Source organism: Caballeronia eucalypticola (assembly GCF_047608185.1).
Lineage (GTDB): Bacteria > Pseudomonadota > Gammaproteobacteria > Burkholderiales > Burkholderiaceae > Caballeronia.
Genome location: NZ_JBLKRU010000023.1, coordinates 1 through 21201, shown reverse-complemented (window position 1 = coordinate 21201; position 21201 = coordinate 1). Strand labels below are relative to the sequence as shown.

Annotated in this window: 21 protein-coding genes; 7 read left to right on the top strand and 14 right to left on the bottom strand. The window is 57.1% G+C overall.

Going from position 1 to position 21201, the window contains the following annotated elements; all coding sequences use genetic code 11:
* Window positions 1-18: 18 nt before the first annotated feature.
* Window positions 19-1176, bottom strand: a complete 1158-nt coding sequence (locus tag ACMX25_RS24195) for an LLM class flavin-dependent oxidoreductase (RefSeq protein WP_414952582.1) — start codon at window positions 1174-1176, stop codon at window positions 19-21.
* Window positions 1177-1566: 390 nt separating this feature from the next.
* Between ACMX25_RS24195 and ACMX25_RS24190 the strand changes: the two genes are divergently transcribed.
* Complete coding sequence (locus ACMX25_RS24190) at window positions 1567-2382, top strand: IclR family transcriptional regulator (RefSeq protein WP_414952581.1); 816 nt, start codon at window positions 1567-1569, stop codon at window positions 2380-2382.
* A 26-nt stretch (window positions 2383-2408) separates the two neighbouring features.
* On the opposite strand, the gene catC is transcribed toward ACMX25_RS24190, so the two are convergent.
* The 3 genes from catC to ACMX25_RS24175 all read right to left on the bottom strand — a co-directional run bounded on the left by catC (window position 2409) and on the right by ACMX25_RS24175 (window position 4934).
* The gene (gene catC / locus ACMX25_RS24185) at window positions 2409-2687 is read right to left on the bottom strand and encodes a muconolactone Delta-isomerase (RefSeq protein ID WP_414952580.1); all 279 of its coding nucleotides are present in this window, start codon (window positions 2685-2687) and stop codon (window positions 2409-2411) included.
* 90 nt (window positions 2688-2777) lie between these two features.
* A complete protein-coding gene (locus tag ACMX25_RS24180) occupies window positions 2778-3905 on the bottom strand; it encodes a muconate/chloromuconate family cycloisomerase (RefSeq protein ID WP_414952579.1) in 1128 nt (375 codons plus the stop codon).
* A 105-nt stretch (window positions 3906-4010) separates the two neighbouring features.
* Window positions 4011-4934 carry a LysR family transcriptional regulator gene (locus tag ACMX25_RS24175; RefSeq protein ID WP_414952578.1) on the bottom strand — a complete coding sequence of 308 codons (924 nt, stop codon included), beginning with the start codon at window positions 4932-4934 and terminating at the stop codon, window positions 4011-4013.
* Window positions 4935-5110: 176 nt separating this feature from the next.
* Here ACMX25_RS24175 and catA point away from each other — a divergent pair, with 176 nt between their 5' ends.
* The 5 genes from catA (at window position 5111) to benD (ending at window position 9827) form a co-directional block, all read left to right on the top strand.
* The gene (gene catA / locus ACMX25_RS24170) at window positions 5111-6043 is read left to right on the top strand and encodes a catechol 1,2-dioxygenase (RefSeq protein ID WP_414952577.1); all 933 of its coding nucleotides are present in this window, start codon (window positions 5111-5113) and stop codon (window positions 6041-6043) included.
* Between the two features lie 105 nt (window positions 6044-6148).
* Window positions 6149-7507: a Rieske 2Fe-2S domain-containing protein gene (locus ACMX25_RS24165; protein WP_414952576.1), complete on the top strand. Its 1359-nt coding sequence runs from the start codon at window positions 6149-6151 to the stop codon at window positions 7505-7507.
* On the top strand, window positions 7504-7992 hold the full coding sequence (benB, locus tag ACMX25_RS24160) for a benzoate 1,2-dioxygenase small subunit (RefSeq protein ID WP_414952575.1): 489 nt from the start codon (window positions 7504-7506) through the stop codon (window positions 7990-7992). Before ACMX25_RS24165 ends, benB begins: the two co-directional genes overlap by 4 nt.
* A 39-nt stretch (window positions 7993-8031) precedes the next feature.
* Complete coding sequence (benC, locus tag ACMX25_RS24155; protein WP_414952574.1) at window positions 8032-9054, top strand: benzoate 1,2-dioxygenase electron transfer component BenC; 1023 nt, start codon at window positions 8032-8034, stop codon at window positions 9052-9054.
* The gene (gene benD, locus ACMX25_RS24150; protein WP_414952573.1) at window positions 9051-9827 is read left to right on the top strand and encodes a benzoate diol dehydrogenase BenD; all 777 of its coding nucleotides are present in this window, start codon (window positions 9051-9053) and stop codon (window positions 9825-9827) included. The genes benC and benD overlap by 4 nt, the downstream gene beginning before the upstream one ends.
* Window positions 9828-9976: 149 nt before the next feature.
* Here benD and ACMX25_RS24145 read toward each other — a convergent pair whose 3' ends face one another.
* The 10 genes from ACMX25_RS24145 to ACMX25_RS24100 form a co-directional block, all read right to left on the bottom strand.
* Complete coding sequence (locus ACMX25_RS24145; RefSeq protein ID WP_414952572.1) at window positions 9977-10594, bottom strand: hypothetical protein; 618 nt, start codon at window positions 10592-10594, stop codon at window positions 9977-9979.
* Window positions 10595-10799: 205 nt separating this feature from the next.
* Window positions 10800-11312: a hypothetical protein gene (locus ACMX25_RS24140; RefSeq protein ID WP_414952571.1), complete on the bottom strand. Its 513-nt coding sequence runs from the start codon at window positions 11310-11312 to the stop codon at window positions 10800-10802.
* Window positions 11313-11469: 157 nt separating this feature from the next.
* The gene (locus tag ACMX25_RS24135; protein WP_414952570.1) at window positions 11470-12234 is read right to left on the bottom strand and encodes a bestrophin-like domain; all 765 of its coding nucleotides are present in this window, start codon (window positions 12232-12234) and stop codon (window positions 11470-11472) included.
* Between the two features lie 2030 nt (window positions 12235-14264).
* Window positions 14265-15047, bottom strand: coding sequence for a hydroxypyruvate isomerase family protein (locus ACMX25_RS24130; protein WP_414952569.1), 783 nt, complete (start codon window positions 15045-15047; stop codon window positions 14265-14267).
* A gap of 29 nt (window positions 15048-15076) precedes the next feature.
* Window positions 15077-15829 (bottom strand): amino acid ABC transporter ATP-binding protein, encoded by a 753-nt coding sequence (locus ACMX25_RS24125; RefSeq protein ID WP_414952568.1) that lies wholly within the window; start codon window positions 15827-15829, stop codon window positions 15077-15079.
* Window positions 15830-15843: 14 nt separating this feature from the next.
* Window positions 15844-16491 carry an amino acid ABC transporter permease gene (locus ACMX25_RS24120; RefSeq protein ID WP_414952567.1) on the bottom strand — a complete coding sequence of 216 codons (648 nt, stop codon included), beginning with the start codon at window positions 16489-16491 and terminating at the stop codon, window positions 15844-15846.
* A 6-nt stretch (window positions 16492-16497) separates the two neighbouring features.
* A complete protein-coding gene (locus ACMX25_RS24115) occupies window positions 16498-17181 on the bottom strand; it encodes an amino acid ABC transporter permease (protein ID WP_414952566.1) in 684 nt (227 codons plus the stop codon).
* A 54-nt stretch (window positions 17182-17235) separates the two neighbouring features.
* Window positions 17236-17949: a substrate-binding domain-containing protein gene (locus ACMX25_RS24110; protein ID WP_414952565.1), complete on the bottom strand. Its 714-nt coding sequence runs from the start codon at window positions 17947-17949 to the stop codon at window positions 17236-17238.
* Window positions 17950-18159: 210 nt separating this feature from the next.
* Entirely contained in the window at window positions 18160-19005 is an 846-nt protein-coding gene (locus tag ACMX25_RS24105; protein WP_414952564.1) for a GntR family transcriptional regulator, read from the bottom strand.
* Window positions 19006-19286: 281 nt separating this feature from the next.
* Entirely contained in the window at window positions 19287-19628 is a 342-nt protein-coding gene (locus ACMX25_RS24100) for a RidA family protein (RefSeq protein ID WP_414952563.1), read from the bottom strand.
* A gap of 147 nt (window positions 19629-19775) precedes the next feature.
* Between ACMX25_RS24100 and ACMX25_RS24095 the strand changes: the two genes are divergently transcribed.
* The gene (locus ACMX25_RS24095) at window positions 19776-20897 is read left to right on the top strand and encodes an IS110 family RNA-guided transposase (RefSeq protein WP_414949685.1); all 1122 of its coding nucleotides are present in this window, start codon (window positions 19776-19778) and stop codon (window positions 20895-20897) included.
* Window positions 20898-21201: the final 304 nt, after the last annotated feature.

The window sequence follows — 21201 nt, the reverse complement described above, 5'->3', positions numbered from 1 at the left end:
TAACGAATAATATGGTGTTCACGCAGCCGATTGCACGCGCACTCGAAGTCCGGCCTGTTCCATCAGCGGCAAGACAGCCTCGCCGAAATATTTCAGATCCGGCTCGAAATCGAAGAAAGTCAGCTGGACGCCGTCGATACCCGCCGCCTTCAACCGCAGCAAGTCATCCACCACGTGCTCCGGCGAACCGATGATCTGGATGTTGCCTCCCAGCACGCGCTGCTCGCGTTGATGGTTTTTCCAGGCTTTTGCGTCGCTGCGGCGGCCCGTAAAACCATCGACCGCGCCGAAATCCGCGTGCGACGCGATTGCATCGAGATAGACGTGCGCCTCGCGCTCCGTCGGGCGGCAGACGATCGTCGGATTGATGAGCGTGCGGACCTCGCGGCCGTTCGCGCGCGCCGCCGCCTGAACCTGCGCGGTGTGCGCGGGTAGCACGTCCAGCGCCGCGTCGATCTGCGCGCCGGCGGAACTCGTAATAAAGATCAGGTCCGAATGCTTCGCGGCGTAGTCGATCCCGGCAGCGGAACTCGTCGCGTTCACGAGCACCGGGCGCCCAAAGCGCGGCTTCGGCGAAACGAAAGCGTTGCGCGTGCGATACCACTTGCCGTCGAAGGTCAGGTTGTCGTCAAGCGACCAGAGTTTCTGCATCAGGTCCACGAACTCGGCGGCCATCTCGTAGCGCGTGTCGTGCTCGAAGTGACCGTCGCGGCCGAACATCTCGGCTTCATCGATCGAATGCCCCGTGACCATGTTCAGGCCCCACCGGCCGCCGGAGATATGGTCGAGCGTGGCGCCGAATTTCGCGAGATGCAGCGGATGCCAGTTGCCATAGAGAATGTGCAGCGTCGATATCAGCAGGATGCGCTCGGTGATTGACGCGAGTGACGCGATCGTCATGAACGAGTCGAGCGATTCGCGGCGGTAGCGCATGTCGCCGCCATGACCGTCCTTGCCCAGCCATTGCGCGAGACCGAACACCAGGTCGAAGCCGAGCGCCTCGGCATGGCGCGTGAGACGCGCGTTGTACTCGAAGGTCCAGTCGGTCGTGCGCGGCAGGGTCGACATGGACCAGCCGCCGCTCTGGATCGGCAGGAAGAGGCCCAGCATCAGCGGCTGGGCGAGCGCACGGGACAGCGGGCTATCAGGGAAACTGGCGGGAGACGGAATCGACATGACACACCGGATAGAAAGGTGAAGCGTGAGTAGGCATATGAAGCGCTAATGGGCGTCAGGCTTCGCGCAGAAGCGCGAGTGACGAACAGGCACCCATCTGCTTAGGCATACTTAGTAGACGTCACTCGTCCGCTGCCCATTCACATGGCGCTCACCACCCCGCGGGGGACGCGTATGCACTGTTTCAGCGAATTAGCAGGCGTTGTACGCTGTCGGAAAGAAAACTAGGCTGTACAATATTTCGGAATGTTTTTTCCGTTTTTTGAATTCTATGGGGCTTTCCCCAGCTCACCAACCAAGCAATTCATATATGCAATTCTGCTCAATCGGCTTTGGCGCGTACCTGCAAGACTGCCGGCTTATCCCTTGTTCGGCCGGAGTTTGCTAGACATGGCGGACGTTATCCGGGACGAAGGCGTCACCGAGCGACGCGATACCGACAGCGGCGCGCTTGCCCGCGGGTTGAACATCCTTTCGCGGCTGCACGAGGCGGCCCGGCCGCTGAGCCTTCAGGAGATCGCGGACAGCGTGGCCTTGCCCGCGAGCACTTGTCACCGGCTGCTTCAGTCGCTCGATCTCGCCGGTTATGTCTACCGGGAAGGTCCGCTGTATTGCCCGACACCCCGCGCGGCGTGCCTGCTGCCGCTTGAGCATCCGTTGAGCCGCTTGCGCCGGGACACGACGCCACTCATGCGTGACTTGCAGGAGCGCCATGGTCCGTCCGTGCTGTTGATCGTGTTCTTTGGCAATCTGCGGGCGACACTGGAATGCGTCGCGGGCAACTACAGCGTCGCGCCGTATTTCGACACAACGGTTAGCGCGCCGCTCCATGCGTCGGTTTCAGGAAAGATTCTGCTGAGTCATCGGACACCCGAGCAACGTGACGCGCTGATCGGACCGGAGCCCTACGCGGCGCGCACGGAACGCACCGTCACGGACCGGACCACGCTTTTTGCGGAGCTGGACTTGGTACGGGGCCGGGGCTGGGCGACTAACGACAACGAGAACGTCGCCGGTATCAGCGCAGTGGGAACGGCGCTGACCGCGCCGTCCGGCCGCGCGCTGGGCGCTATCGTCGTGACCGGTCCGAACCGGTTTTTTCACGATGGCGACGCCGCCATGCGACAAGACCTGATGAAAGCATCGGGCCTGCTGAATTCAACGTCGAATGCAGTACGGGCGATGGCGCAGATGCTGGGAATTTAGGCAAACCAGCGCCATCACGCGCAACGTCAGCGGATGGACGATGGATGATGCGCAAGTGCAGTCACGTTCATCTTCATATAAGGAAACAGCGGCAGACCTGACAGAATCGTATGCAGCTCGTCATGAGATTCGACGTCGAAAATGCTGTAGTTCGCGTACTCACCCACCACACGATGAAGCTGTTGCCATTTCCCCTGGTGTTGAAGCGCCTGCGAGTAGGCCTTTTCTCGTGCCTTGATTTCGTCGGATTGAGCCGTCGGCATATCGAGCGGCAGGTGTACATCCATTCTTACGAGATACAGCATAAACATCCCTCATTAAAGTATGGGTCTCTCAGGTCCATAGGCTTGAAATTTGGATGGTTCTATACGGCTAAAACCGTCTTGACCATGGATTCAAATTTTCTTGTCACGACGATAAAACGCGAGCTTTTCTTCATCGATATGAAGGCCCAAACCCGGCCCCTCCGGTAAATGCAGGTCAAAGTCCAGGTATTGAGGCCGTGCGGTGACAATGTCATCTTTCAACAGAAGCGGCCCGAATAGTTCCGTGCCCCAGTCAAGCTGTGGAAGCGCGCTGAATCCGTGCGCCGACGCAATCGAGCCAATACTGCCTTCGAGCATCGTGCCACCGTACAAGGACACGCCGGCTGCATCGGCGATGGCGGCGGTACGCATCATTTCGTAGATGCCACCCGATTTGGCAATCTTCAGCGCGAACACGTCCGCGCATGCGCCACGCACGAGTTCAAGGGCGTCCTCAGGGCCCGTCACGCCCTCGTCGGCCATGATCGGCACGATGAACCGTGATGCAAGTCTGGCGAGCGCTCCTCGCTGCTCTCGTGGCGTGGGCTGCTCGATAAGGTCGATGCCCGCCGCTTCAAGCGCTGCGATTCCCAGCGCGGCGTCAGTTTCACTCCACGCCTGATTCACATCGACCGTGACCTTGGCCCGGTCGCCAAGCGCAGCCTTGATTGTCGAAACATGAGCAACGTCCTCGCGAACGCCACGACGCCCGATCTTCAATTTGAAAGTGTTGTGGCGGCGTTCCGCAAGTAACTTTTCAGCTTCATCGATATCGCGCTGGGTGTCTCCACTGGCAAGCGTCCACAGGACCGGAAGTGTCTTTCGAACGGCGCCGCCCAGTAAGGTCGATACCGGCACACCCAAGCGCTTGCCTTGCGCGTCCAACAGAGCTGTTTCGATGGCGCATTTCGCGAATCGGTTTCCACGAGCGACCTTGTTCAACTTCAGCATTGCACCGTTGATATTGGTCGCATCCAGGCCGATAAGCGCGGGCGCGAGGTACGTGTCGATGGTGAGCTTGATTCCCTCGGGACTCTCCTCGCCGTACGACAAACCGCCAATCGTGGTGGCTTCACCAAGACCTTCGATCTCGTCGCTCGTGCGCAGACGGACAATGACCAGGGTTTGTTGCTGCATCGTTGCCATGGCTAGCTGATGCGCGCGAATGGTCGGAAGATCAACCAGAATCGCTTCGACTGAGGTGATTTGGGCGTTCATACCTGAAATGAAGGAGTTATTGGGCTGCTGAAGTATTGCCCGCCCGAATAAGACCTGTCCAACACCGTCGACGTCTAGTGTCATACCCCTGCGGTATGACGAACTTCAACGCCCAAGGTCAGTACGCGGAACGTAGGGTATATGCTCCTCCTCGTACAGACGATAAATAAGCTCAAGTATTTCCCTGATGTCCTGCGACTCGTCGAGCAAGCGCGTGCTCATGATGATTGGAGACACGAGGGTAGGATCGTCCAGTTCTTTATAGCTCACGTCGCCGCGCTTGAGTCCGTGCACGCTGCTTGGCACGATAGAAATGCCTTCGCCCGCCGCAACAAGTCCCAACGCCACTTGCAACTCCCTCGTCTCGTAAATTCGCTGAGGCTTGAGAGCGCGGTCCTGGAACGCGGACAACACCTGGTCGGCATAACTCGGCCGCGGCGTCTTCGGAAAGATGATGAGCGTCTCGTTCACCAGGTCTCGAAGGGCAAGGACCGGCTTGCTCAAGGAAAGTGGATGCCCCTCCGGCAGGGCAACGATCATTTTTTCCTCGCGAAGCACCACGCGACGGATGTTGGCGTCTTCAAGTCGAATACGGCCGAAGCCGATGTCAATGCGCCCGTCTTTGAGCGCCCTGATTTGGTCCATCGTCGACATCTCGTGAAGGCTGAGTTCGACGGTGGTATTTTCATCGCGAAAGCGCCGGATAATCTTGGGCAGCATTCCGTACAAGGTTGAACCCACAAAGCCGACCGACAAACTTCGCTCGATATTGCCCACCCGCCTGGTCATTGATTCAAGCTCGGCCGTTTGAGCGAGCAGCTGAACGGCATGAGAATAGAAAAACTTGCCCGTTTCCGTCAGCTTCAGCGGACGCGAGTTGCGCTCGAAGAGCTGCACCCCGAGTGTCTCCTCGAGCTGCTGAATCTGCCGGCTCAAAGGCGGTTGAGCCATATGGAGTCGCTGAGCGGCTCGCGTGAAATTGCGTTCCTCGGCGACCGCTACGAAATAGCGAAGATGCCGGAGTTCCATTTCAATACCCCCTAGATATAGCCCGATACTAAATCAGTGTTGGACGAGCCTTTCTGACGTCAATTATCCTGCTTTTACGCTCTGTTCAACGCCCGATTATACCTTTCGAGCATTTAGGGAATCACGTTGAAACAGGGGTTAACCCCCACAAAAGCACAAAGATTCTGGAGAAGACAATGACGAAAGTTTTCGATACGACGGAAGTGCAGGACTTGCTGAAGGCTGCGACAAACGTCGGTAGTCAGGACGGCAATACTCGAGCCAAACAAATCGTTAGTCGCCTGCTAGGTGATCTATTCAAAGCGATCGACGACCTCGATATGACGCCCGATGAAATCTGGGCCGGCGTCACTTATTTCAATAAGCTTGGCCAAGATGGCGAAGCGGCATTGCTCGCTGCTGGCCTCGGTTTAGAAAAGTACCTCGACATTCGCATGGATGCCGCGGACCAAGAAGCCGAAATCAATGGCGGCACGCCGCGGACCATCGAAGGTCCGTTGTATGTCGCCGGTGCGCCGGTACTTGATGGCGTCGCCAGGATTGACATCAATCCCGATCAGGACGCAGGGCCCCTGGTCATCCGCGGCACCGTGACCGGCACGGACGGCAAACCCGTGGCGAATGCAATTGTGGAGTGCTGGCACGCCAACTCGAAGGGCTTTTATTCTCACTTCGACCCGACGGGGGCGCAGAGCGAATTCAATTTGCGCGGCGCGGTCAAGACCGGCGCCGACGGCAAGTACGAGTTCCGTACGCTTATGCCCGTTGGTTACGGCTGCCCGCCGCACGGCGCGACCCAGCAACTGCTGAACGTACTCGGTCGCCATGGCAACCGGCCGGCGCACGTGCACTTCTTCGTCAGCGGTGACAATCACCGCAAGCTGACCACGCAAATCAATATTGAAGGCGACCCGCTGATTTGGGACGACTTTGCCTACGCTACTCGCGAGGACTTGATACCGCATGTGGTCGAAAAGAGCGGCGGCGGCGCGCTCGGTTTGAAGGATGACGCGTACAAGGAGATCGAATTCAACTTCGTGTTGAGTCCGTTGGTTCAGGGCAAGGACAACCAGGTTGTTCTGCGCCCCCGCGTATCAGTCACGGCGTAATTGCCATAAGCGGCGGTTTAATAGCGCCGCCGCTTATTTCTCTGCAGAAATCATTGTCGCCGATGCAAGGGCTCCCTGTTTGGAGCTCGCATAGGGAGAGCCCGCATGTCCGCAATTATTGAAAAGTCCAGGCAGTTGGATGAACTGCTTCATACCGCCGTCCAGGATGATAAGCAGACCGGTGTATTTCGTTGCCGCCGGGATATTTTCACCAACGCCGATTTGTATGAGCTGGAGATGAAACACATCTTCGAAAGCAACTGGGTATATCTGGCGCACGAAAGTCAAATTCCCAATAACAACGACTACTACACCACATGGATCGGCCGTCAGCCCATCGTTGTCACCCGCGATAAAAGCGGCGAATTGCATGCTGTTATTAACGCCTGCGCTCACAAGGGTGCGATGTTGTGCCGGCGCAAGCATGGCAACAAAGGCAGCTTCACCTGCCCGTTCCACGGCTGGACTTTCGCCAACACCGGCAAGCTGTTGAAGGTGAAGGATGAGAAGACCACGCAGTATCCGATTCAATTTAATTTAAACGGCTCGCACGACCTGAAAAAAGTCCCGCGTTTCCAAAGCTACCGGGGCTTCCTCTTCGGCAGCCTCAACGCCGACGCCATACCGCTTGAGGATTACCTTGGCGAAACCAAAGTCATCATCGACCAGATCGTTGACCAGGCGCCTGACGGGCTGGAAGTGTTGCGTGGCAATTCCTCGTATATCTACGATGGCAATTGGAAAATGCAGATGGAGAACGGCTGCGATGGCTACCACGTCAGCACCGTGCATTGGAATTACGCTGCGACGATGGGGCGTCGTAAAGACGATGGCACCAAGGCCGTCGATGCGAATGGCTGGAGCAAGTCCGTAGCCGGCGTGTATGGCTTCGACCACGGGCATATCCTGCTCTGGACCAATTCGATGAACCCGGAAGTGCGTCCGGTTTATCACCAACGCGAAGAAATCAAGGCGCGGGTCGGCGAAGCAAAAGCAGAGTTCATCGTCAATCAAACTCGCAATTTGTGCTTGTATCCGAACGTGTTTTTGATGGACCAATTTAGTACCCAGATTCGCGTGGTCCGCCCATTGAGCGTTAACCAGACTGAAGTCAGCATCTTCTGCTTCGCGCCGAAGGGCGAGAGCGCAGCCGACCGCGCCACCCGAATTCGCCAATACGAAGACTTCTTCAACGTCTCGGGAATGGGCACCGCTGATGACCTCGAGGAATTCCGCGCTTGCCAGGCTGGCTACGCCGGCACCACTGCGTTGTGGAACGACCTGTCTCGCGGCGCTCCATTGTGGGTCGAGGGTCCGGACAAGAACGCAAACAACATGGGTCTTACGCCCCTCATCTCGGGCGAGCGCAGTGAAGATGAAGGTCTCTTCGTCACCCAGCACGAGTACTGGGTAAAGGTGATGCGCGACGCCCTGAAGAAAGAACAAGGGGAGGCAGTGGCATGAGCTTCGACTATCACACGATATGCGCCGTGCTATATCGCGAGGCGCGCCTGCTCGATGACCGGGAGTGGGATGACTGGCTCGCTTGCTACACCGAGGACGTCACCTATTGGATGCCGGCGTGGGATGACGACGACCGGCTGACCGATGACCATGAGAGCCAGATTTCGCTGATGTATTACCCGGACCGTGGTGGCCTGGAAGACCGTGTGTTTCGCATCAAGACCGAACGCAGTGGCGCTTCGATGCCTGAACCCCGGACGAGTCACAACGTTACCAATGTAGAAGTGCTGGCCGAACGCGGCAACGAAGTTGACGTGCGTTACAACTTCAACACGCAAAGCCACCGCTACAAGATGACCGACTGTTTCTTCGGCACCACGTTCGTTACCTTGCGCCAGGTTGGAGACAACTTGCTGATTTCGAACAAGCGGATTGCGTTGAAGAACGACTATATCCGTCAGGTACTGGACGTGTACCACGTCTGATTTGCGCGTCGGCAAGCTATTAGCAGTAGAGGAGACACTATGTCGAGCTACAACATTGCACTGAACTTCGAGGACGGCGTTACCCGCTTCGTCGTATGCAAGCCGGGTGAGAAAGTACTTGATGCGGCCTTTCGCGCAAAAATCAACTTGCCGATGGATTGCTCCGATGGCGTGTGCGGTACTTGCAAGTGCCGCGCCGAGAGCGGCCGCTACGACCTTGGCGACGATTATATTGAAGACGCGCTAAGCGACGATGAAAAGAATAGCGGCCTAGTGCTCACGTGCCAGATGGTTCCGCAAAGCGACTGTGTCATTGCTGTGCCGGCATCTTCCGCTGTATGCAAGACCGAGAAAAGCAAGTTTGTCGCGACGGTAACCAAGGTCGAACCGCATAACGACGCGGCTGTCGTTCTCGAGCTGGACGTGGACACCGCGGCACCCGTGTTCCTGGCGGGCCAGTACGTCAACCTCGATGTTCCTGGCAGTGGCCAACATCGTTCGTATTCCTTCTCATCGGCGCCTGGCGAGACAAAAATCAGCTTTCTGATTAAGAAGATTCCCGGTGGTGTCATGACTACCTGGCTCGACTCTGCACAGCCTGGCGACAAGGCAGAGCTGACCGGTCCCCTTGGCAGCTTTTATCTGCGCGCCGTTGAGCGGCCGCTGTTATTGCTCGCTGGCGGTACGGGACTCGCACCGTTCTTGTCGATGCTGGAGGTGCTCGCGCGAGCTGACTCGAAACAGAGGATCCACCTAATTTATGGTGTGACCCGCGACCTCGACCTGGTACAAGTCGAAGCAGTCGATGCCTATACCAAGAAGCTGCCGAATTTCAGTTACGCCACCGTCGTAGCCGAGGCGAACTCGACCCATCCCCGCAAAGGCTGGGTGACGCAGCACATGCCGGCCGACGCGTTAAATGATGGGGACGTTGATGTTTATCTCTGCGGGCCGCCGCCCATGGTCGACGCGGTGCGTAAGTATTTCGACGACAACGGCGTGAAGCCTCATAGTTTCCACTATGAGAAGTTCACACCTAATGCAGAGCCGGAGACCGCATGAACACGCAACGATTCACGGGCAAGGTCATGGTCGTCACCGGCGCCGCCCAGGGCATCGGGCGCGGCGTGGCACTGCGTGCGGCCGCGGAAGGTGCCAGAGTGCTCTTCGTTGACCGGGCCGGCTTCGTCGCCGAGGTCGCCGCCGAGGCGAAAGGGGCAGAGACAGCAGGTTTCGTCGCAGACCTTGAGACATACGAAGGGGCGGCGTCAGCATTGGCGTTCGCAGCTCAGCAATTTGGGGGCATCGACATCCTGGTGAACGGCGTAGGCGGTGCAATTCGCATGCGTCCCTTCGCCGAGTTCGAGCCCGCGCAGATTGACGCCGAAATCCGCCGCTCATTGATGCCCACCTTGTATGCCTGCCATGCAGTGCTGCCGCATCTGCTCAGGCGCGGCGGCGGCACCATCGTCAACGTGTCCTCCAATGCCACGCGTGGCATTCGCCGCATACCGTATTCGGCTGCCAAGGGCGGTGTCAACGCCATGACGCAGTCGTTAGCAATGGAATACGCTGAGCACAACATTCGCGTGGTTGCGACTGCCCCGGGCGGGACCGATGCCCCGCCGCGCCTTGTCCCGCGTAACACCGCGGGCGACAGCGAGCAGGAAAAGGCCTGGATGAGCGAAGCGGTGAAGCAGGTCACCGAATCAACTTTTCTCAAGCGCTACGGCAGCCTCGATGAACAGGTGGCGCCCATCCTGTTCCTGGCTTCAGACGAGGCTGGGTACATCACCGGTTCGGTGTTGCCGGTCGCCGGCGGCGACACAGGCTGAGCCCCGCCCTTTCACCTTGACGATTATCCGAATAGTGACGGCGTATTCGCGAGGACCTACAGACGTAGGTGGAGATTAGACTTCAAGCCCGAAGGTGCGCGCCCTTCGAGCGTTGTATCACGGGCTGTGCGGCTCACCCAAATCGCAAATCACATGGGCGGTACGACGCCGTTTTTCTCGACGAGGATCCGTTGCGCCGTAAATTGGCCACCGGCGGCTGGGGCGGCCGTGGCAATGACCTTCTTGCCGGCGGTGAGGTCGGAGCGATCCGCGGAAATGAATGACACGACCGGTACGTTGGCCGGTACGGTCACCGTGTTCGTGCCGCCCTTGTACGATAGTTGCAGGACATTTCCGCTCGTCGACTTCACCACGGAATCGACATTGGCGTTCGTCATCGTGCTGTTCGGACCCAGGTCGAACGCGCGGTGCCCCTCGCCGGTACCACGCGCGGATTCGTCGAACACGTGCACTTCCGTAGCCGTCATCTCGCCGTTCACGCCAGTCGTGGCCGCGGTGCCGATAAAGGAGCCGGGCTTGATGTCGGATAACTTGATCCTTTTCACGGCGCCAATCTGCACATCGGGGGGGAGCGTGATCGAGACCGTGTCGCCGCTGTTGCGATGGACAACCAGCGTATTGCCGTTTAGCGAGACGATGTCGCCCCGGATGCGGGTGATCTTCGGCGCGGGAGCCTGCGCCAGTGCGGCGGTGCTGGAGACCGCCATGACGATGATTGCGATGCCGATTGTCGAGCGAGTGAACATGTGCGTCCCGTGATATGCAATGAGTGACAGTGCGCGGCTCCCGTTGAGCGGCTGCACGCAGTGAGCGTACTCGTTTCAGCTTGCAATCACATGTCAGGGAGGCTTTGGGCTTCGTGATTTGCCAGGCTCATTCAAAAGCAGCCATCGGTGTCTTCTCGACACCGGCCTGACCTACGCAGCAGATCACCTCCGTTCGGCCGCGCGACTATTCAGGCCGGGTTGGAAGCGGGCCAAAAAATATCGACTTCAGCTTCTGACGGCCAATGACCCGTGCCAATTCCACGATCACGCAGTACATGAGGATGAGGGTAGCCAGCAAGATCTGGATCGCCCAGAAGCGCGGCCAGCTCAATTCAACCCACAAATTGTGATTCGCCGCCGCAATGCTCGGTGCTTCCTTCCAGTAATCGAAGAGACGCTCCAGGAAATGGACAACAAGTGCGACAAGTGTATAAATCAAAGTCTTCCATCCGACGTTCCATACAAGCGGTTTGTCAGGGAAGCGGTTGATAAAAGGAAGCATGTCAGCGACCAGCACGGACTTGCCGAGCACAAGAGATGCGATCAATACAGACGCTGATGCGGGAATCGAAACGCCCGTCCCTCTGATCATGAGGGCGCGTATGAGTGCAACAATGTGCAGAATGACGAAGAAGAAGATCGTCGGCGGGATCGCCTTTTTGAACTCGTCCTTGAGTCTGATTATCAGGGTAGTCACGACGCAGTCCTGTCAAGTAACCTGTCACATCGAAAGCCCGAGCCGTGCCAATCAACGCAGCGTGTAAGTGCGAAAATCCAAAGCAGCATGTTGCCTCCAATGGTGACCGGCGAAAGTCGGCATTCATCGCGGCGACCAGTAGGAGCGTGTTTAACTGCTACCCTTCCAGCGAATGAAGAAGCCTCGTAAGATCCTGCGCTTGAACGCGAATGATCCCTCCTCGCGGACTGTCGATATCCGCTATCAAGGCAAGCGATAACGCGACCGTGACGGGAAGAACGGTAATGAGCAGGCCCTTGCGCACATTTCCCTTGGCACCGTATCCCTGCACAGCGCAGCCAAATAGTGCAATCAAGATCATGAGAAACCATGCGCCGAGGGGAATATGGTTTATGCGTGCTGCCTCGGAATAATCTTGAGAATTGAGCACGTCGTTCATCCCCGCGACAACAAGCGCTCCAATTGGCGTTGGCTTGTCTTGCGCTACCTGAGTGGCGAGGCGCCAAAGTTCCGTTTGAAGCGCTGCCGTATCTCGGCCAATGCTGGCGAGTTCCTGCGGGTTACGCGTCCCGAAGTCGGCTAGTCTGAGCTTCGTGTAGCTGATGAGATGGGCCTTCATCTTTGCGCTGACAATAGGGTCAGCTAAATCCGATCGCGCATATTCGGTTCCAATCGCGTTGGCCTCGCCTTCCTCCAACGTCTTGCGCAGATCGTAGCGGCCTACCGCCATTGACAGGCTAAATCCAACGAGGAGCGCGAGCAACGTCAACGTAGAGGTCTGGATAATGGTGAAATCCTCGCGGTCCTGTTCGGACAGCACGGCGATACGCCGTAGGACAAACGCACCAAACGCAACTGCGGAGACAAACAGTGCGAAAAGCACTATGAAAAGAACCGCTGGATGATCGACGAACGCTGCCATACGTTCCGTACCCTATGAAGCCTGAATAGCGAGCCGCCTGAGCATTGCGCCCACGATCAGCGTGTTGAATTTGACGTCATGGCGCGTGCTTGAATAGCAACACTCATTAGGCTAGCCACGACAAGTGTCATCGAGATCCGTAACGGCGGTTCAAGCTGGCTCAGGAGGCGCATACCAATTTTCATGAAGTATTCCTATGTAGTTCTCATTGCGCGAGGTAATGACGCCTTCAAATTGACCAGCGTGTCACATGCCTTGGCACGTGGTCACGTCGCTTTAACGGTCGGCGATGACGAGAGGAGACCGCTGCCCCTGATTCCACAATCGATGAAATCAAGTAGAACGTCGCATAGGGCGCAGATAACTTTAAGCAGAAAGGTAACTAACCACATCACTGTGTTTCACCCGCGACGGTTCACCTGAAGGTACCAATAGTAGTTTCGCAGGCAATTTGCAACTGTTTTTCAACCGGTTTCAATGTAAAAAATTACCACGAGACGATAGATCTTTGCCCGAATCTGGAAATTTTAGCTTCATACAATTCGCGATGCTTTCCGTTTGCAAAACGGGGTTTCCTTGCTCATGTGATGAGCAACAGGCCGGTGAAATATCGGTCGTTGATGCGCTCAGATGCATTACGACGGATGCCGGGTTCGCACTTTTGAAACGCGGAACACGTTTTCGGGCCCTCCACGTTGCTCGCGGGTTCACGATATCGGGGTTACTCGTTGCTTCCTACCCCTCAACCCGCAAGTGTGCGCATACGCGTCAAGTTGTAGCCGACCTGCGTCAGCACGAAGAGCTGGTCTACGCGTTCAAGTCCTCGATACATCGCTTGTCGAATTCGTCCGCGAATCTATCGAGCCATGCGGCGCATATATCAGGCCCTTTATCGCTAAAAGCCACGAGCTCGAATTTGCTTACCATCGATAACCGATACCAGCCAAAATGACGTCAGTGTCACGGTCATACCGCGAGACCACATGATTCCACGTGAGTCGGGCAGACCAGTGTTTCGTGACCCGATATGCGCCTGAGATTGAAATCAACCCTGAAAACTGATGTTCACCCGGCCCGCTTGCAACGTCTTTCATCAGTGCCTCATTGATAACGTCAACATGCATCATTTCCCCAATGACAGGAGACGTCTCACCGGATTCCGTGGTTGAACATGGACGATCCCCCACCCGGACTGTCAATGTCCGATATCAGTGCAAGCGAGAGCGCCACCGTCACTGGCAGCGCGGCAACAAGCAGCCCTCTCCGCAAGCTGCCTTTCGTACCCGGTCCCTGCACAAGGCGCAACCGAATAGCGCAATGAGGATCATGAGAAACGAAGCTCCTGGGCAAATGCGATAGGTCCGCGCTACCTGAGTCGCGGGACTCCACAATTCTGACATGAGTTCGCCGGTCTCCCGTCCGATGCGTTCACGCTCTTTCAGGCGTACAGATAGACAGACAGTGAATCAGGCAGCATCGCAAACCAAACTCGTAATCGAGCATAAAACCGTGACCATTCGCCGACCAATAACTGTTCTCATCCAAAAATGAAACACCCCGAGCGCACATAATTCAAAAAAATTTTAACCAAGGCGCTTTTTTCGCCAACGGATTTCCGCCTTCCAGCGCAGACGAGCGTGAACCAAACCGCGGGAGGCTATTTCCTTAGACTTGAACGAAGTAATAGACGGCGAGACCACGCTCTATCCGATGGGATACTGCGTGTGGAATCTGCGAAGCTTCCAATAAAAAGAGCCCGGCTGTTCCGCCTTGGCACGCTCGCTGTATCAGCTAAGTTGGCGACGTTGCCAACCGATCGGAGTCGCTATGCGGCCGATCGAGGTACGCCTGGAGGGTGGGGAAACGAGTGAGACTGAAGCGACGATGGTTGCCGTGGAGGAACGAAAAGGCCGGAACGTCACCGGCCTGAGACTTGCACCTGCCGAGGGTCACGCCTTGTTCGCTGAGGTTCAATCGTAACTGGCGTCGGAGCAAACTACCGGCGACGAGGCTGGCCAAGCAAGTGACCGTTACACCGCGTAGCGATTGCGCCACTTCAAGCCGCTCTCGGTATCGCTCGCCGGACGGTATTCACAGCCTACCCAACCCTGATACCCCAGCTCGTCGATACGTCGAAACACGTAGTCCCACGCAATCTCGCCGGTTCCGGGTTCATTGCGTAGCGGCGCGTCCGCGATCTGCATATGCGCAATCAAGGGCATCACTGCTTCCATTCGACGCGTCACATCGCCTTGCGATATCTGGCAGTGGTAGACATCGAATTGCAAGCCGAGATACGGCGATCCAATCGCCGCGATAACAGCGGCTCCCTGCTCCTGCGTCTGGAGGAAGAAGCCCGGAGCGTCATGCTGATTGACTGCCTCTAGCGACAACCGCACGTTCGCCTGTCCGGCGAGTTCGGCGGCCCACGCGATATTCGTCAAATAGACCGCGAACGCAGCGTCGCGGGACGTTCCAGCCAGCTGGATTCCGGCCATCACATGCACCAGGCCGCATTCGAGTCCGACCGCATAATCGAGCGCCTTTTTAACGGAGTCACGGAACTCCTGTTGACGTCCCGGAAGGCAGGCAAGTCCGGATCCCGCACCGCTTGCCGGATCGCCAGTCGGCGTATTGATCAGAACCTGTGTCAGGCCATACGCTTTAAGCAGCTCCCTGAGCCGGGGAACGGAATGCTCATACGGTGAGGCATATTCAACGGCCGTGAATCCCGCATTCGCGGCAGCGCTGAATCGCTCGAGAAACGGGCGCTCGGTAAATAGCCACTTCAGGTTCGCGCATAGACGCGGCATGGTCCACTCCAATGATGGTCCAGTTTCATTCAAAGACCGCTGCCCACAAACTGCTGCAACTCTTCGGTTCTCGGTTGCCGCAACATGTCGCCATTGCCTGTTTCCCAAACGATGCCTTGATTCATAAACACTAGCTGATCCGCAACTGAGCGGGCGAAGGCCATTTCATGCGTGACGATCACCATCGTCATGCCGTCCGCTGCGAGCTTCTCGATCACGCGCAGCACTTCGCCCGTCAGTTCAGGATCAAGGGCAGAGGTCACCTCATCGAACAGCATCAGGCGCGGCTCCATGGCAAGCGAGCGTGCGATCGCAACGCGCTGTTGCTGGCCGCCCGACAACTCCGATGGATAGGCATTCGCCTTCTCGAACAATCCGACCTGATTCAGCACGCGCAACGCCAGATCCGTCGCCTCTTTCAACGGTAAACGCCGTACCTTTCTCGGCGCAAGCGTGATGTTTTGCAGTACGGTCAGATGCGGAAACAGGTTATAGCTTTGAAATACGATACCCACGTCCCGTCGCAGCGCGCGCAGGTCAATGTGGGCGTCATGCAGCGCGCGGCCGCATACATGCAGTTGCCCTTCGTTAATAGCCTCGAGACCATTGATGCACCGTAGCGCCGTGCTTTTGCCGGAGCCCGAGCGACCGATCAGCGATATCACCTCGCCGCGCGAGACATTCAGGGAAATGCCCTTGAGCACTTCGATTTCGCCGTAGAATTTCCTGACCTTCTCGAACCGAACCATCGAATCGGTTGCTTCGTTTTCTTCGTTTGCCATGACATCTCCTGAGTTCAAGCCTGCCTTACGATTCGCTCGAGCCTGAGGCTCAGGACCGACAAGGGATAGCACATCATGAAATAGAGTCCGGCTGCTATCGTGAAGATCACGAACGGCTGGAAGGTTGTGTTGTTGACCACTCGAGACGAGTACGTGAGCTCCGACATGCCAATGACGACCGCATACGAAGTGTTCTTGACCAGCGCCACCACAAATCCCACGGTGGGCGGGATGGAGATCCGCAACGCCTGCGGAAGAATCACGTATTGCATGCGTTGCACATAGCTCAATGCCAGAGACTCGCTCGCTTCCCATTGCGTCGACGGCACGGATTCGATCGATCCCCGCCATATTTCACCGAGATAGGCCGCCGCATTCACCGTCAACGCAAGTGCCGCAGCCACCAGAACAGGCACAGTATATCCGCCAATGCTCATGCCGAAATACACGACGAACATGGTGACCGGCAGAGGAATTGCCTGATTGATCTGCACATACAGACCTGAGGCGCGTTTGAGCCAGGTATGCCGCGACACGCGTGCAAGCGCGATTGGAATGCCCAGCAGCACACCTCCTGCAACACCCAGCATGGACAGCACAATCGTCCAGCCGGCGCCTCTGAAGATATAAAAAAACTGTTCAGGAGTCAGATTGAATAGCATGATGTCTCACAGCGGGGAGCGGAGCGCGCGAAGGCGCGGAAACAGCATGGCTGCGCTCGCCAGCATCACAAGGCGCATCAGTGAAACGATGATCAGGTAGATCACCGCGACCACGATATAAGCTTCAAAGCCGCGGAACGTGAACGACTGAATCAGGTCCGCCGCGCCCGTCAATTCGTCAGCGGAGATCTGGGACATGATCGAGGTCGCCAGCATCATCAAGACGAACTGGCTGACCAAGGCTGGATAGACGCGTTCCACCGCTTGGGGCAACTCGATATGCCAGATCATCTGGCGGCGGCTCATCGCCAGACAGGATGCTGCCTCGAGCTGGCCTTTAGGGATAGCCTCGAATCCGGCGCGCATGATCTCCGCGGTGTAAGCGCTCACATTGACAACCAGAGCGATGACCGCTGCCGCCAACGCGGAGATCCGAAAGTGCAAAGCCGATAAACCGAAAAATAGCCAGAAAACCTGAATGATCAGCGGCGTATTTCGAATCAGTTCCACATAGGTCTTGATGGCTCTGGCGAGATTGACCGGTCCGTAGATACGCCCGAGCGCGCACAGCGTACCCACGGCAAAACCCGGCAATATGGAGAGTAAGGTCATGCGTAGTGTCAGCCAGACACCGCGCAGTAGTTCGGGCCAATACTGCAGCAAGAAACTGAAATCAAACTTGTAGATCATGACTACCTCATCGGCTTATTATCAGGATTGCTATTTAAATAACTGATATTTAATCTAAAAAATCTCAAGACCGAACCGGCGATACTCGCGTTGCGCATCTTCCGAGACCAGCAGGGAGACCAGCTTGATCGCTGCCTGGTTGTCCAGAGCAGTGCAAAACAGCGCGACCGAGAAATCGGTGGTGTGCTGAATCTCCGCGGGCAACGGTCCGACCACATCAACACCAGCAACGGTTGCGAGTTCGCTCAACTGTTGCACGGCAATATCGGCGGTTCCTGTCAACAACGCCTCGGCTATCAGCCCCTTGTCGATAATTGTCGATCGCGAATTGATTTCGTCGGCAATGCCCAGCTTTTCGATGAGTGCCGCGAAGTAGATACCACTCGCACCAGTGCGCGAATAGGCAACTGAACGCGCATTGAGCAAAGACTGCGTGAAGCCCGACACCGTAGAGATGTCGGGCTTGGGCGCACCTGCGCGCACCGCTACACCCACTCCGGTACGCACTAGCGGCACACGCCCCCGTTCGCTCACTATTCCCGCCTCAATGAGTTCGTCGATGTTCCTGTCGATTGCGACGATCACATCGCCGCGCTCGCCGCTCTTGATCCTCGTCATCAGAATCGATGTCGGATCGAACTTGACGATAAGCTTTATCTTCGTCGCGTCCGTATAGGCAGGCACGATGAACTCGTCTACGACACCCTGGATGACCAATGCACTCAAAAGTGAAACCGCGTTATTGCCAGACTTGGCGGGGGTTGACATGGTGCTCCCTAGTGACGTATCCGTGACATATACTGGCACGCGTCAAAATCGCGGTCAACACTTTAAGTGACGGAAATTGCTATGGTTTTTACGATTGAAAGATGACCTAGGTCAGCCTCCTTGTGGAAGCACAAGGAGGGCATGCGGACGCTTTGGACGGACTGAGAAAACGGCCGGGCGGCGAATGCCGTGCCCGGTTAAGAGCGAGCTTTAGCTGTGCTCTTCCAGCGGCTGAAGCAGGATGGGAAATGGATCGACCGTCTTACCGGCAAGAATGTGGACGAACCGCTCTTGTGTCGCGCGCGCGTGATCGGGAAGAAGCTCGACCAGTGCGGCGCGGTCTTTGTTTCTCACGATTTCGATAATGCGGTCGTGTTCGTCCAGGTTGCGCTTGAACTGTTCGTCTTGCTGGCCTGGTTCGGCCGCTGCTTCGAGCTTGTAAAGATGCACGAGAAGTCGCCGGACATGCCGATGCGTCGATTGAGCGAATTCATAAAAAAAACTGTTCCCAACTGATTGATTCATGCGCATATGAAACTGCTCGTTCAACGCCGTGATGTTCAGATACCGGCGATCCCGCACTTCCTTGCGATACCGCTCCTGGATAGCGGAAAGATCGTCGGCAAGCGTCGCCTCGAAACGCAACAATTGCCCTAGAATATTTTCTGCCAGTTGATGCGCGACGAGAATCTCACCTATCTCTTCGAAGTCGAGCTTGCGAACAAATGTGCCACCGCGGTTTGGCACAATATTGACGAACCCTTCCGCGACCAGCCTGTTGATCGCCTCGCGCGCCGGTGTTCGGCCGAGCAGGAAATTGTTGAGCAGAAGCGGCTCATCGATCCGGCTTCCCGGCGGAATTGTCAGATCGATGATACGGGACCGAATGGCATTGAGCGCTGCATCAGTCTGCGACATCCCGAGCTCGGGGCTGGCGGCCTCCTCTTCCACGTCTGCCTTCGCGCGTTTCGTGGCACGGACATCGGGGCTCGTCTTGGCAACCTCTTTAACGCGAGAGGGTTTGGTGCGGGATACAGCGGCTTTGCGTGTTGCCATAATTTCCTCTTCTGCGACCAGGCCTCGCTGCACTTCACCGTAGCGTAGATTTTTCACGCCGAACGTTACAAGTGGCTCCGCCGTCCCGATCTGTCGTCAGCACGCGATCTGTTGGACCGAGCATCCGCTCCAAGGGATTGAGGAAGCACTCGGCTCGCAGCGAAATCGTTTTAGCGATAACCATTTCCCCGGTGTTTCACGCTGCGATGCGGCTTGATTGGATCATACATTATGGCGTTATTGCCGGAAAAGTTAGTTGAACGAGATCCTTGCATAACCGATCAGCGTATGGCGGCAATCAACTCCACTTCAACGCAAGCGTCGTGGGGCAACTCCGCCACGCCAACGGCACTGCGCGCGTGCCGGCCGGCATCGCCGAGCAGTTCAATAAACGTTTCCGATGCTGCGTCGATTACATTAGGCTGGCCATTGAACCCTGGCGCGGATGCGACGAAGCCCGTGATTTTCAGAATCCGAACGATCCGGTCTCGCCCCCCCAACTCTCTTTCCAGCGCTGCAACACATGCCTCGGCGCAAAGCCGCGCGGCGGCGCGAGCCGAAGCCACGTCGACCTGAGCGCCAACCTTGCCTCGATACTCAATCTCTCCGTTCTTCCTGGGCAATTGTCCGCTAAGTCAGTATGACTTCCGTGGAAGTAAGGGCTGGCCCCACAGGAAGAGTTGAACCGCGCGGGTTAGCATAAAGCCAGAGCCGTAAAAGTGAGGGCGAACCGCTCACTCGAAGTGTTCATTTACAACCCGGAGGCCAGCATGCAAAACGTTAGCACATTGTTCGTCGGACTGGATGTTCATAAGGATTCCATCACCGTCGCTTACGCGCTGGACGGCGGTGAGGTGGAGGTGCTGGGCAAGATCGGCACCACTCAGGCCGATCTTGATCGTCTGTGCAAGCGGCTGTTGTCCAAGGCCAAGCACGTGCGTGTCGTGTATGAGGCGGGCCCCTTTGGCTACGTCTTGCAGCGGCGCCTGAGCGACAAAGGCATCCAGTGCATGGTGTGCGCCCCCACGCAGATACCGCGCAAACCCGGCGATCGCGTGAAGACCGACCGGCGCGATGCCATCAAGCTCGTGCGCTCGCTGCGCGCCGGCGATCTCAGCGCCGTCAACATCCCCACCGTCGAAGACGAAGCGTTTCGCGATCTCGCCCGAACCTGGGCAAAATCGCGCGACGAGCTTAAGCGCGCGCGCCAGACACTGAAGGCATTTTTGCTCTCGCACGGCGTGCGCTACGTGGGGGTGGCCAATTGGGGACCGGCGCACCGCAACTGGTTAAGCAAATTCTCGTTTGGCAACGAGTGGCAGGATTTCGCGTTTAACGAGTTACGCCGCGCCATCGAGGATCGGTTTGCACAATGCCAGCGTCTGGAATCGGCCATGCGCGATGCCGTGCCACGCTGGGGCTTTTATCCCGCCGTGCTTGCTCTGCAATCGATGCGCGGTATCCAGTTCACCGCTGCCGTGGGCTTGCTCTCGGAGTTAGGCGATTTGAGTCGCTTTGCGCACCCCCGACAGTTGATGGCCTGGCTTGGCGTGACGCCCTCGGAGTATTCCTCGGGAGGCAAACGGCGCCAAGGCGGTATCACGAAGACCGGCAATTCCTTTGCCCGCAAACTGCTCATCGAGGCGGCCTGGAGTTATCGGCATACGGCCAAAGTGAGCCCCGAGATCCAGCGTCGTCATGAGGGCTTGCCAAAGGTTATCGTCGATCGGGCGTGGGACGCGCAGGTGCGCCTGTGCCGGCGCTATCGAAAGCTGGTGGCGCGCGGCAAAAGCACCAATGTGGCCATCGTCGCGGTGGCTCGCGAACTGGCGGGCTTCATCTGGGACATCGGCCGGTTGGGCATGGCGCAGGCGAGCCCGCGCTCGGAGTAAGGCAGGTGAAGGCAGCAAAAAAGCAGTTCGCAATGAAACGGTAGTTTCCTGAAGGCGGCGTAGCCCGGTATTCGAGTTATCCGCGTCATTTCTTGGCAACGGTTCATTCCGACTTGCGCACAAAGCTAGCGGCAGACTCACGAAACGGATCTCTGTAATGCGGTAACCAACCCGCGAATATCAGCCTGATTCACCGTCGAGTTTTACTGCTACGCCGCCCTCAGGAAATTGCAGCGCCCACTCGAATATGAGTGAAATAAAAATCTGAACATCGACGCTTGACACGGAAAGTCATATCAGAAAT